The sequence below is a fragment of the Kushneria pakistanensis genome (genome assembly GCF_014652795.1).
GTDB classification, from domain to species: Bacteria; Pseudomonadota; Gammaproteobacteria; order Pseudomonadales; family Halomonadaceae; genus Kushneria; species Kushneria pakistanensis.
This window is the reverse complement of sequence record NZ_BMZM01000003.1, coordinates 491510-504149: the sequence shown is the minus strand read 5'-3', so window position 1 is coordinate 504149 and position 12640 is coordinate 491510. Positions and strand designations below refer to the sequence as shown.

Below are 12640 nucleotides of genomic sequence, written 5' to 3'. Positions count from 1 at the left end.
CGAGATGCGGTGATTCGCGCCCATATCAGACAGCGGTCATCAATGGCCCCCCTAAAGGATTAGTGCACACGAGCAATAGGGTCAAAGCCTTGACGAGTACAACCGTCCGGGGGCTAACACACATTAAAAAGGCGGTGCACATCTGTGCACCGCCTTGACAGTCACCAATTACCGCGGCACTTATGGCACCTGCTGCACGGCCATATCGATGTCGCGCTGATCACGACTGCTGCTCATCCGCGCAAAGCGATGCAGCGTGATATCCAGACGCTTGATCATGCCTTCCACCAGTTCGATCTGCTCTTCTTCCATCTCACCGGCCTCGCGCAATCTCTCCAGCAACGCCTGACTGGCGTCAGTGAAGCGTTCATCAAAATCGCCCCAGGCGCAGGCCTGGTAAGCGTGGGCCAGGGCCGTCTGCCACTGCTTCAGGGCAGCCCGGGTCGGTGGGGTATCGTCCAGGCTGGTGACCCGGCGATAGTTGGCCAGAATCACATGACCCAGGTTCAGACCGGTCATGCCCAGATCCAGCAGATAGCGCTCTTCTTCCGGCAGCTGACTGTCGAAGTTGGCCAGACGCTGCACACGCTCCACCATGCGACCGTTGAACCAGTCTGCCGCTCGTTCACGCGAGTGTTTGCACGAACGCGCCCAGAGCTGATCCATGTCATCGGTAATGGCACGAATGGCACGTCGGCGCAGTACCAGAGCATTGGGGGAAGGCACGATCCGAAAGACGGTATAGAGGATGGTGAGCCCCAGCGCGATGGCCAGCGTGCGATCCATGAAGCTGCTGATATCGAAGGTCATGCTGTTACTGGGCATGGTCAGAATGGTGTAGATGATACAAAAGCCCAGTCCGTTAGCCAGCACGGGGCGGTTATTGAGTGCCATCAGCCCCAGAAAGAGCGGCGCCCCGAACACCATGACCAGCATGGGGTACTCGTGAGGAGCCTGTGCCAGCAGAATATTGCCAAACACCAGTGCCGCCATGGCACCGACGGCCCCCCCCTTCATGACCTTGCCCAGCATGACGGTCGGTGCGGGGAAGGAGGCAAACATGGTGCCAAAGATGACGGGCATCACCATCATCAGCACACCCGAGCCCCACTGAGTCGACACATAGATGATCGAACCAATGGCAAACAGCAGGCTGGATCGAATGCCGATGGTCAATGCCGGCATATAGTCACGATGGCGTGACAGGCGTGGCGCCTTGAGCCGGGTATTTTCGGCATCGTTGATGGCGTGATGGGCCTCGACCATGACACTGGCATAACCCAGCAGCATCAGCAGCCCCTGCGCCATGCGTCGTGCCAGCGGCGTCCCCTGGCGATGCAACTCAGCCTTTTGAATCCGCTGTCGAAGACTGTTGATCTCGCGCTTGCGCTCGCTGTAGGTCTGGCGTGAACGGACCCGCTCCATGGTATCGCGGATGTCCCTGAGCGCTTCATCAAACGCCTCACTTGCCAGTGTCGGTCGCTCACGCACCAAGCGGGCGTAGGTCTGCATTTCAGCCATCATGGACAGGGCCCGCTGGGATAGCAGGTAGGCGGCCCGGGCGCGCCCGGGGCCGTGCGGGCCTTCATAAATAACGGCACTGCTGTCATTGTTGAGCGTCAGCGCCTGCTCAAGTGCGGACATGATCTGCGCGCGTGCATCTGTCATCGAGACACTGGCATCAAGATGCATGGAAAGCGCCTTGAAGGTCTGATCGATGACCGTGTTGGCGTGGCTGTGGATGATGTATCTGACCCGGTCGGGCCAGAGCAGCATGCTGACAAGCGTGGCGCAGGTCGCCCCCAGTACGATCTCGCTGACACGCGCCACGGCAATGTCAAAAACACCCTGACTTGAGTTGTCATTAACGATGGTCAGTACCACGACAAGAATGGCCGTGGCGGCCCCCATCGCAAAGCCGTAGGTCAGATTGAAGTTACGGGTCAGCGCCGAAGAGGTGGCACAGATAAAGATCCAGACCATCAACAGCATCAGCGCCATGGCCGGCATCTGCATGCTCAGCGCCATGATCAGGACGCCTACTCCCCCACCGATCACGGTGCCGCCGATCTGACAAAACCCCTTTTCGATCACCAGCCCGCTCTGGGGGCGAATCTGCAGAAATACGGCCGAAATCAGCGCCCAGTAGGGACGGTCCAGCTGCATCTCCATGGCGAGATAAAGCGACAGGGCCATGGCCACCAGACCCTTGGTCGCAAACTTGAGGGTGTTGATGTCAGGCGTGAGATAGACGCGCCCCCAGGGGCCAAGAGCCATGATCAGGGATCCTGCTGCTCGACGTCACCGGTGGTCGCCGGTGGAATATCGGGATTACGGGCCTGCTCGCCGCTGTTGCCCATGCCCTGTGGCCGTACACCGTCCACACCCTCATCCTGTCGATCCTGGTCATCGATGCGCACGCTGGCGGTCATGCCCGAACTCAGATACACACCGTCCGGGATATGATCGATGGCGATATCCACAGGGATACGCTGGGACAGGCGTACCCAGGTAAAGGTCTGCTGCACCTGCGGCAGGAGCTGCCCGTCGGGCGTGGTGTTGGTGTTGGCGATCCCGCGACCGATACTGACCACATGCCCCTGCATCTCCTGATCACCGCCCATCAGCCAGATGCTGGCGCTGTCACCGATATCGATCGAGGGGATCTTGGTCTCCTCGAAATAGGCGGTGATATAAAACGAGCCGTCGCGCACAATCGACATCTGGGCGTTACCCTGGCTGACATAGTTGCCCTGGCGCAGCTGCAGGTTGATTACCGAGCCATCGACCGGCGATGTCACTACGCTACGATCCAGATCTATGCGTGCACTGTCGAGCTGCGCCTGAGCAAGATCGCGCTGGGCCCTGGCGATCTGCGCATTGAGTTTGGCGGTCTGGCGATTCTCGGTGCTGATGGCGTTGCTGCCCAGGCTGCGACGACGCTCATACTCATTCTCGTTGAGCTGGTAAGAGTACTCCCGATTGGCCAGCGTCGCCTCGGCCTGACGCACGGCCGCTTCATAGCGCTCGTGGTTGACGGTAAAGAGCACATCACCGGCCTTCACCTGCTGATTGTCATGGGCATTTAGATCCATGACCCAGCCCGAGACATCAGGCGCGATGGTGACAATATCAGCCCGAACGCGGGCATCGCGTGTCCAGGGTGTATACATGTAGTACTGCCACAGCCAGACACCCAGTGCGATGGCAACGGCTGCCAGCACCAGCGTAATGAAGACTCTAATAATCGTGCGCATTCAGGTTTCGCTTCTACAACACATGACTTGAAAGGTAGGTCACCACGGCCAGCACAATCACGAACAGACTTACATCGAACCACGCCTCCTGCCATACCCAGCGTGTCAGACCTGCCTTGTGCATCACGGTTCGCAGTAACGCCGAAATCACCAGGGACACCAGCGCAAACAGCAGCATCGGACTGATGAAGACACCGCCAATGGTAAGTTCACGCAGTAACACGCCCTTCTCCTGTCTCTATCCTGTCAAACACCTGGGCCACGAAAGGCGTTTTCATGATGGCGGGCTCATCGAAAATGAAGTGCCTGAAGCATAGTGCAGCGCCATGAATCCAGCGCTATTGAAAAGCGCCCATTCGATAACCGCTGCATTGTACGCGCCATATCATATGGCGACATTGCAGAATAAAGGCGCTTTTTTAAATGATGACCGAGCGAACTTCGCTTTGGAACATGTCGAGAATATTGCCCACAAAAAAACCGACCCCATAGGGGCCGGTTTCCTGTGTGTCTTGAAAGTCATGAAGACTATCAGGACAGGTGCTTAGAAGCTGTAGGCGATACCGGTGCCGAAACCATCACCAGTGTTGTTATCACGGTCGTACTTGGCGCCTTCCAGCCAGACGTACATCTGGCTACTCAGGTTATAGGTCGCGCCCAGCACAAACTCGTTGTAGCTCTTGTCACCGCCCTGATCAATACCGGAGAAAGAATCCGGATCGACAAGAGCAACGGCATTACGCTCTGCCCTAACATGCTGATAAGAACCGTAGAGATCCCCGGTACCGTAGCTATAGCGCGCACCAATGCCGTAACGATCAGCATTAGCATCATCTTCCCACTGGCCGTGCACCTGCTCCCATTTGGCAGCAATACGCAGATCATCATTCATTTGCCAAGTTGCATTCAGACCAAACTGCTGACCATAGGTGTGGTCATCGCCGTCGGCATCAATGTACTCAAAATTCCTCAGATTGTCGTAGACCGCAGCCAGCGTCCAATCACCAAACATGTAACGCAACCCACCGAACAAGGCGGCACTTCCACCGTCCTTGGTCTGGAACTGCCCATCCAAACCTGCGCGATCTCTAACGTTGTTTTGAAACTCTTGAGTATCTTCAGCATCACCATAATAACGGGTACCAACAGCGAACTGCAGCCCACTCAGAATTGGCGACGTATAAGTAATCTTGTTACCTTCGCGATAAGTACCACCGCCGATATCATTACCGCTGGTAGTATTACTAAAGTATTCATTGTTGGAGACAGGATCCTGAACCCAGTCATTGAGCAGGTCATCCCAGGAACCAATACGCAGATCACCGAAACTACCCGTCAAACCCAGGTAAGCCTGGTCACCCTTGGAAAGACCGGAAGCACTGGAATTAGAACCACCAGCAGCGTAATAACCTTTCTGCTGATCGGCATTGAATTCGAATTCGGCACGGAAATAGCCGGTCAAATCCGGATTAATGATGTGCTCGCCACGGAACCCAACAGTAGAACCGTTGTCGAAAAGCTCATCAGTCGTTTGGCCATCACCCTCTTTAGTGTTCACCCATCCCAGCTGAACGTTACCGTAAACGTCCATCTTGGAACCGTCCTGATTGTAAACCGTGGCCGCCTGGGCACCAGCCGCCATCGTGCCGAGCGCACCGGCAATCGCAGTCGCTAAGAGCGTCTTTTTCATCTTGATTTTTCCTTAACTGGCTAACTGTTCGATTGTCTGCCGTAGCAGATGCCCGAAGCCGGTGGCGTTCGAGCTTTTATTGTTTGTTGCTCGCCGGGCTACCTTATAACGGCGTTTTAACTAACGCAACAAGAAAAAAACAGCGTTTTCGTTCTTTTTACTATTGGACTACAACGCCGCTGTCAGGCCAATATTCTGGGGCAAACGCGTTACTTTTGTATGACAGTGCTTTATCACAACCCAAAAAAAGAGCGCCCTGTTCGGGCGCTCTTTTTCGTAAAAATAAAAGGCATCAAAGCGTTACATCATACAAATATACCCCGGCAAAACACGTGCCATTTCATTTGCAGCATAACGATTATTTTCTGCCTTTTTTGATGGTCTTATCGCTGATGAAGATGGGCAAGCTCGGACATCTTTTGTGCCAGTCTGCGCTTTTGCTTTTCCGCCTCCCTTTCCTGCTGGCGATCCTGCAGACGCTTGAGCTGTTCCTGCGCGTGTCTGGCATCCTCTTCTTCTACCCTGCCGGCTTCCTGTCCTTCCAGATCAATACGCGCCGCATTGACCCGAACCGACTTGAGATAGCGGGGAAGATTGACATAGCCCGCCAGCGCGCGGCGAATCAGCTTCTCACTGTAGGGCTCACGTGCGGCCAGTGCTTCATGAATACCAATGGCCAGCGGACGCGTATGACGCTCAAAAAAGGTTTTGGGATAACGGCGATACCACTGCTTTAAAAGCGCCTGAGGTGAAATGTCCTCCTGGACGGGTTCAGGCGGTGCTACATCGGCAACTTCGGACATTTTTTGCTCTGAGGGGGTGGATGTATCTTGCGGCGTCGATGAAGAAGCCATGGGCAGTGTTTCCGGCACGGAGGCCTCGGGAGAAGACGCCTGAGAAGTTTCAATGCCTGCCGACTCGATATTGCCGGTCTCTGCGCCCTCAAAAGCTACGGGCACGGCAGTCGCAACATCATCGGATGCCGTAGGCGATGCGGGCAAAGGCGCATCCTGAGCACCCGACATCTGCTGAATGCGTGTCAGGCGCGCTGTCAGTTGCTGATTGGTGCTTTCAAGCTCGCGAATGCGCGCTCTGGCACTTTCCAGACGTGCTGTCAGATCGCTCGCCTGCTTTTCCAGCGCCCTGAACACTTCATCAAAACGGTCGCTCACGCCCATCTCCCAAGGGTTTTCATGATGGATCCTGCATCTAACACCATCGAACCATACATCATTTTATGGGGCTTGCAGCCATCATCCGGCAAGGAAAACTCAACTTTCTGCGACACCATGCCTTTCATAACGTACAAAATCATACCTGGGCTGTTCCTCGGCGGGAGAACCTGCTACCCGCTCCATCTCCTGCCAGTCACTTTCCAGCGCCGGAAAAAAGGTATCGCCTTCAACCTCTACATCAATTTCTGTCAGATAAAGACGTGAAGCGCAAGGCAGCGCCTGCTGATAAATCTCACCGCCCCCGATCACCATGATCTCTTCAACACCTTCGATCATGGCCTGATCATCAGCCAGTGCAAAAGCACTCGCCAGGTCATGACATACCCGTACCCCGGGATGCTCGAAGGTGGTATCACGGGTTACCACGATATTGAGACGGTTGGGCAATGGCTTGCCGATGGAGGCAAAGGTAGCGCGTCCCATGATCAGGGGCTTGTGTAATGTGACTGCCTTGAAGAACTTCAGATCCTCGGGCAGATACCAGGGCAGCTTGCCATCAACGCCAATGACGCGATTGCGTGACATGGCAGCGATGAAGGCGATAGGCACCAGTGTTTCCTGCATTGTATCGCTCTCCGGTTTCATTACACGGCCACCTGGGCACGAATGTGCGGATGGGGGTCATAGTCATCAATGGCGATGTCTTCAAAGCGGAAGGCAAAAATATCCTTTACGTCAGGATTGAGCCTGAGTGCCGGCCTTTGCCTAGGGGCCCGCGTCAGCTGAAGGCGCGCCTGTTCCATATGATTGCTGTACAGATGCGCATCGCCCAGCGTATGAATGAACTCCCCGGGCGCCAGTCCACAGACCTGCGCCACCATATGCGTCAATAGCGCATAGCTTGCAATGTTGAAGGGCACGCCCAGAAAGATATCGCCACTGCGCTGATAGAGCTGACAGGACAGTTTTCCATCCGCCACAAAAAACTGAAACAGCGCATGGCATGGCGGCAGCGCCATCTCATCGACCAGTGCCGGATTCCAGGCCGACACGATCAGGCGCCGGGAATCCGGATTCGCCTTGATCTGCTCGATGACCCGGCTGATCTGATCGACATGACCGCCACCCGGTGCCGGCCAGCTGCGCCACTGATAACCATAGACCGGGCCCAGCTCGCCTTCGTCATTGGCCCAGGCATCCCAGATGGAGACACCGTTATCCCTGAGATAACCAATGTTGGTATCGCCGCTCAAAAACCAGAGAAGCTCATGAATGATCGAACGCAGATGCAGTTTCTTGGTCGTCAGAAGCGGAAAGCCCTGCGAAAGATCAAAACGCATCTGATGGCCAAAGATGGCGCGCGTACCCACGCCCGTACGATCATGTTTTTCCACGCCATGATCGAGCACCTGCTGCATGAGTTCGAGATAGGGCTGCATGTACTTGAACCGTTTATACCTGTGAAGAAGAACGCGCGTCGTCAACATCCTGACGACGCGACCAGACCACCAGCGCCACACCCGCCAGCAGCATGGGAACACACAAGAGCTGCCCCATGGTCAGCCAGTCAAAGGCGATAAAACCAAGCTGCGGGTCGGGACGGCGGAAGAATTCGATGAAAAAGCGGAAGGCACCATAGCAGATCAGAAACAGTCCCGAGATCAGACCACGCTGACGCGGCTGGCGTGAGACGGTCCAGAGAATGCAAAAGAGCACCACGCCTTCAAGGGCAAACTCGTAAAGCTCGGAAGGATGCCGCGGCTCGGGGCCGTACAGGGGATACACCATGCCCCAGGCCACATCCGTGACGCGTCCGGGCAGTTCCTGATTGATGAAGTTGCCCAGTCGCCCGGCCCCCAGCCCGATGGGCACCATGGGCGCAATAAAGTCGGTGAGCTGAAAAAAGGTCAACCGATGTCGGCGCGCATAGAGCAGTGATGCGATCAGTACCCCGATGAGACCGCCGTGAAAGCTCATGCCGCCTTCCCAAACCTTGAACACCCACAGCGGATTGGCCAGGAACTGCTCCCAGCCGTAAAAAAGGGCGTAACCGATGCGCCCGCCCAGCACCACACCCAGGGCACCGTAAAAGATCATGTCACCGACCTGGTCCTTTGTCAGACCAAGCCGCTCGGCGCGTACGCGGGCCAGCCACCAGGCACCCACGAACCCTACCACATACATCAGGCCGTACCAGTGAATGGCCAGCGGTCCAAGCGAGATCGCTACCGGATCAAATTGCGGATGATGAAACATGCAACCTTCCCTGCAGAAGAGCCATACCAGACCCGACAACATCACCCCTTCGCAGGCGATGCCATGACAGCGGCGAGTCTACCATGACCATCAGGCCTCGCGCCTTTATGCCAATGCTCGTCTGCTTGTGTACGGCGCGTTAAGGTAGCAGCCTGATCAACGCCCTCGAGTTGCCATGAGACTACGCAACACCATACTACTGACCATCATCTGTCCCCTGCTGCTGACGCTGATCACCTTCAGCGCCGTGGCGCTCTGGGTGCTAGAAGACAACATGGCGCAGCGCCAGCAGGAAGAAGTGCGTCTTATTGCCCACGGCATACGTCTGCCCCTGTCACAGGCACTGATCGATCATCAGCAGCAGGCCCTGCAGGACGCCTTGAGCACCACCTTTTCACTGTCGCGCCTTTATGGTGCCTTTATTCTCTCCCCGTCAGGCCAGCAGATTGCCGGCGTAGGCCTTGCCGGCGGTCTGCATGATGACGACCTGCTGCAACGGGTGATCAACGCAGGACAGGATGCAGGGCGCTATTCGCAGCAGAACGGGCAGGACTTTTACACTTACCTGCTGCCATTGACCAACGCACAGGGTGAAGTGCTGGGCGTCCTGCAGATCAACCGGCTGGCCACCGGCATCGAGCGCTACATGAGCCTGATGACCACCGTGGCACTGCTGCTGGCTGTCCTCATTGGCATACTGGTCGTCCTCATGGTGTGGTGGGGCTTTCGCCGTTACGTGGACCGCCCGGTCAACCGGCTCTATCGCAGCATGAAGGCCGTCCAGGGCGGCAATCGCCTGCACCGGATGACACCCGGCGGGGCCCGGGAGTTTCGAGAGCTTGGCGAGGCGTTCAACGCCATGCTCGACGCCGTGGCCCACAAGGAGCAGGAGGTCCGTGAACAGCAACAGCAGCAGCTCGCCCTGGAGCGCAGTCTGAAAAAATCCCGGCGGCTTGCCGAAATCGGCGTTCTGGCCGCAGGCGTTGCCCACGAACTTGGCTCGCCACTCACGGTCATTGATGGACAGGTTCAGCGTTTGCAGCGCCGCGAAGATCTGCCCGATGATACACGCCAGCGCCTGGCACGAATCAGACACGAGACGCGGCGCATGGAGAATACCGTACGCCAGTTGATGGACATGGGGCGGCGCCACACGCTGCATCCGGTGCAGCGCTCGCTGGCGTACATGATAAGTGAGGCAGAACAGCTGGCACGCGATGCCCTGCATCTTGAAAAGGCGCATCCGCTGCTCGTGACCCATCTGCCGGCCAGGGATGCCATCACCGTGGACCCGCAGCGATTTCAGCAACTGCTGGACAACCTGGTCAAGAATGCCTTTCAGGCCGGCAGCCACCGGGTCGACATTTCAGCGCACTACTCGGCGGCAGGCGTGGTGCTGCGTATCGAAGATGATGGGCCGGGCATTGATGCCGAGCACCGCAGCCGGATTTTTGACCCCTTCTACACCACCCGAGGGGCCGGCAAGGGAAGCGGGCTGGGACTGACCATCGTTCACCAGACACTTGAGGATCACGGCGGGCATATCACGCTGGAAGAGAGTGCACTCAAGGGAGCGGCCTTTGTGATCACCCTGCCCCCTGAAACGCTATTGCCGCCTGACGCTGCCACCACCAACGACACTGCAACTGGCAGAGACGATATGAAAGATGTCAGTAATGGGGAAAATACCATGCCACGGCGTCACGGCCATGACTGATCGTATTCTGATTGTCGAGGATGACGCTGCCATTCTTGAGCTTTTGACCGAAGAGCTCGAGGAAGCCGGCCATGTCGTCACCGGCATCGACACCGCCGAGCGAGCGCTGACGCTGTCTGATACTCCCTTTGACATCATCATCAGCGATATCCGTCTGCCCGGCATGGATGGGATGACACTGCTGGACACGCTGGTACAGCAGTCCAGAGCACAGCAGGCCAGTCGACCGGCCATCATCATCATTACCGCCTTTGGCAGCATCGAGCAGGCCGTAAATGCCCTGCAGCGCGGTGCAGACGATTTCCTGACCAAACCGCTCGACCTTGATCAGGTGCGCGCCAGCGTCGCGCGACTGACCCGACGCCAGGCATTAACGACACACCAACAGGCCAGCGGAACACGCGACACCTTTCATCTGGACGAGCTATCAAGCTGTACCCCGGCCATGGGGCGGCTTTTTGATCAGGCCCGGACCCTGGCGGCGCAGCAGGCCGCCGTCCTGATTCAGGGAGAAAGCGGTACCGGCAAGGAGCTTCTGGCTCACGCGCTGCACCGGGAAGGTCCTCGCCGAAAGGGTCCCTTTATTGCCGTCAACTGTGCCAGCATCGCGGCCGATGTCATGGAAAGCGAGTGCTTTGGCCACGTCAAAGGCGCCTTTACAGGCGCCATTGCCAACCGCCGCGGCCTTTTTCAGCAGGCTCATGGCGGCACGCTCTTTCTCGATGAGGTCGGCGATATGCCACTTGCCCTGCAGGCCAGGCTGCTGCGCGTACTGCAGACACATCGTGTCAGGCCCGTAGGCAGTGAAGAGGAGCAGCAGATTGATGTTCGTATCGTGGCCGCGACCAATCGCCCTCTCGAAGAACTCATCGAGGCCGGTCTTTTCCGCGAGGACCTGTTCTACCGACTGGAGACCTTCAGTCTGACCCTGCCACCGCTGCGCGAGCGACCCGACGATATCACCCTGCTGGCGACGCATTTCATCGAGCGCTACAGCCGGGAACAGGGCCGCAGCGCCATGACCCTGTCACCTTCAGCGCTATCGCTACTGTGGGCCTACCCCTTTCCCGGCAATGTCAGGGAGCTGGACAATGCCATTCTGCGCGCCGTGACCCTGGCCAGAGCAGACATGCTGGAACCCGATGACTTTCCCGAGCGCTTTCGCCAGGCGGCAACATCAGCGCCGGACAGTCAAGATGCTCGCACTCGGGAGTGGCTCAGCCTTGAACAGATGGAACAGCACTATATCAAGCGCGTCCTCGACGCCGTCGACGGCAACAAGCGCCGCGCCGCAGACATTCTGGGTATTGGCCGCAAGACGCTTTATCGACGTCTCGAGGAGCGCGATACGCCCTAGCCTGCCCTTCTGCTCAAGCACCTGTACCCCTTCTGATACTAGCTGGAGGCCAGCGTGTAATCCTTTTGGCGTCGTTCACGGCGACGCTCGCGACGTTCTGCCAGCACGGCGGGGTCCCCCAGGCACAGCAGTCGTGTCCAGCCGTTATGACGTACCAGCAGATAAAACATGACCGGCAGTGCCGTCATCAACAGCCAGCGCGGGGCCAGTGACGTCACCATGTCATGGTGATCAAGCATAACCTGGATGCTCAGGTGCAAAAACATGATGACCATGGAGGCTTCGCCCACCACGCCCACGCTTTTGGAGATAACCGGCACGCGAGCCAGCTGACGTGACAACGCCATCAGCACCAGCGTGATGGCAAGCGCTGCCAGAAGGCTCAATACCGGCATACCGTAGTCGGCATACTTCATGTCCATCGTGAAGTGGGGATTGGCCTGTACCAGCCACATGGAGAGCAGTCCGGCCAGTGTGGCCGGCAATAGCACGTGCATTTTTTCGACATCGATCCTGTAATGCGCCACCAGGTGCCCCAGGTAAAAACAGGGGGCCGCCATCAGGACCACATTAAGATTGCCGATCAGCCAGAACTCTCTGAAAAACCACTGGTTTACGGTGGCAAGTCCAAGCATGCCCAGCATGACAAGGCCCGTGGTACGCAGCGACAGACGTGTCAGCAGCCAATTGATCAGCTGCTGGGTGGCCCAGAAACAGGTCACGAACCAGAAAGGCGCCAGGCCCGATATCAGCGCACGCCCTCCCAGCGCCATATCCAGCAGTGCATCAAGGAGCGACTGAGCTTCACCCAGCGACTGATAGAGTACCGGGGCATACAAAAGCGCCATGAAAAAGCTGTAGGGCACCAGCAGGTGCAGGCTTTTGCGTCCCAGATAGGCCTTGAGATCGGCATTGGGCCTGAAGAGGTAACCCGCAATGATGAAAAAAAGCGGCATATGAAACAGAAAGAAAAAATTCCTCCAGTACCCGGATGTCATGTGGCCATACACCACCATCATGATGCCGAGTCCTTTCAGAATGTTGATCCATTCAAGCTTCTTGACCATGGGCAGTCACTATCCGTTGATCGTTATCGTCCCTTGGGAGAGCAACGACCATGCCAACATGAGAAGCCTGCACAAAAAAACATTAAACTCATGTTTTTAAAGGATATCTTCCATAACATGA

The 12640-nt window shown here is 57.0% G+C and carries 11 protein-coding genes; 2 read left to right on the top strand and 9 right to left on the bottom strand.

Features of this window, described 5'->3' with window-relative positions; genetic code table 11:
* Window positions 1-180: 180 nt before the first annotated feature.
* From IE123_RS12700 to lgt, 8 genes are all read right to left on the bottom strand, one after another.
* The gene (locus IE123_RS12700; protein ID WP_189518744.1) at window positions 181-2277 is read right to left on the bottom strand and encodes an FUSC family protein; all 2097 of its coding nucleotides are present in this window, start codon (window positions 2275-2277) and stop codon (window positions 181-183) included.
* A gap of 2 nt (window positions 2278-2279) precedes the next feature.
* Complete coding sequence (locus IE123_RS12695) at window positions 2280-3257, bottom strand: efflux RND transporter periplasmic adaptor subunit (protein WP_189518743.1); 978 nt, start codon at window positions 3255-3257, stop codon at window positions 2280-2282.
* Window positions 3258-3270: 13 nt separating this feature from the next.
* Window positions 3271-3480, bottom strand: coding sequence for a DUF1656 domain-containing protein (locus IE123_RS12690; protein WP_189518742.1), 210 nt, complete (start codon window positions 3478-3480; stop codon window positions 3271-3273).
* A 321-nt stretch (window positions 3481-3801) separates the two neighbouring features.
* Complete coding sequence (locus IE123_RS12685) at window positions 3802-4947, bottom strand: porin (protein ID WP_189518741.1); 1146 nt, start codon at window positions 4945-4947, stop codon at window positions 3802-3804.
* Window positions 4948-5330: 383 nt separating this feature from the next.
* Window positions 5331-6119, bottom strand: a complete 789-nt coding sequence (locus tag IE123_RS12680) for a ProQ/FINO family protein (protein ID WP_229819752.1) — start codon at window positions 6117-6119, stop codon at window positions 5331-5333.
* Window positions 6120-6218: 99 nt separating this feature from the next.
* A complete protein-coding gene (locus tag IE123_RS12675; protein ID WP_229819751.1) occupies window positions 6219-6746 on the bottom strand; it encodes a dihydrofolate reductase in 528 nt (175 codons plus the stop codon).
* Between the two features lie 20 nt (window positions 6747-6766).
* A complete protein-coding gene (locus IE123_RS12670; protein WP_189518739.1) occupies window positions 6767-7561 on the bottom strand; it encodes a thymidylate synthase in 795 nt (264 codons plus the stop codon).
* 13 nt (window positions 7562-7574) lie between these two features.
* Window positions 7575-8378, bottom strand: coding sequence for a prolipoprotein diacylglyceryl transferase (gene lgt / locus IE123_RS12665; protein ID WP_189518738.1), 804 nt, complete (start codon window positions 8376-8378; stop codon window positions 7575-7577).
* A gap of 175 nt (window positions 8379-8553) precedes the next feature.
* On the opposite strand from lgt, the gene IE123_RS12660 reads away from it, so the two are divergent.
* Entirely contained in the window at window positions 8554-10095 is a 1542-nt protein-coding gene (locus IE123_RS12660) for a sensor histidine kinase (protein WP_189518736.1), read from the top strand.
* Entirely contained in the window at window positions 10088-11452 is a 1365-nt protein-coding gene (locus tag IE123_RS12655; protein ID WP_189518734.1) for a sigma-54-dependent transcriptional regulator, read from the top strand. Before IE123_RS12660 ends, IE123_RS12655 begins: the two co-directional genes overlap by 8 nt.
* 38 nt (window positions 11453-11490) lie before the next feature.
* Here the strand turns inward: IE123_RS12655 and IE123_RS12650 are convergent, their stop codons facing one another.
* Window positions 11491-12519 (bottom strand): acyltransferase family protein, encoded by a 1029-nt coding sequence (locus IE123_RS12650; RefSeq protein WP_189518732.1) that lies wholly within the window; start codon window positions 12517-12519, stop codon window positions 11491-11493.
* Window positions 12520-12640 lie beyond the last annotated feature (121 nt).

Excerpts from the sequence above, each read along its gene's own strand:
- IE123_RS12700 (WP_189518744.1), bottom strand. The coding sequence starts at position 2,277 with ATGGCTCTTGGCCCCTGGGGGCGCGTCTATCTCACGCCTGACATCAAC.
- IE123_RS12695 (WP_189518743.1), bottom strand. The coding sequence starts at position 3,257 with ATGCGCACGATTATTAGAGTCTTCATTACGCTGGTGCTGGCAGCCGTT.
- IE123_RS12685 (WP_189518741.1), bottom strand. The coding sequence starts at position 4,947 with ATGAAAAAGACGCTCTTAGCGACTGCGATTGCCGGTGCGCTCGGCACG.
- IE123_RS12675 (WP_229819751.1), bottom strand. The coding sequence starts at position 6,746 with ATGCAGGAAACACTGGTGCCTATCGCCTTCATCGCTGCCATGTCACGC.
- IE123_RS12670 (WP_189518739.1), bottom strand. The coding sequence starts at position 7,561 with ATGCAGCCCTATCTCGAACTCATGCAGCAGGTGCTCGATCATGGCGTG.
- lgt (WP_189518738.1), bottom strand. The coding sequence starts at position 8,378 with ATGTTTCATCATCCGCAATTTGATCCGGTAGCGATCTCGCTTGGACCG.
- IE123_RS12660 (WP_189518736.1), top strand. The coding sequence starts at position 8,554 with ATGAGACTACGCAACACCATACTACTGACCATCATCTGTCCCCTGCTG.
- IE123_RS12655 (WP_189518734.1), top strand. The coding sequence starts at position 10,088 with ATGACTGATCGTATTCTGATTGTCGAGGATGACGCTGCCATTCTTGAG.
- IE123_RS12650 (WP_189518732.1), bottom strand. The coding sequence starts at position 12,519 with ATGGTCAAGAAGCTTGAATGGATCAACATTCTGAAAGGACTCGGCATC.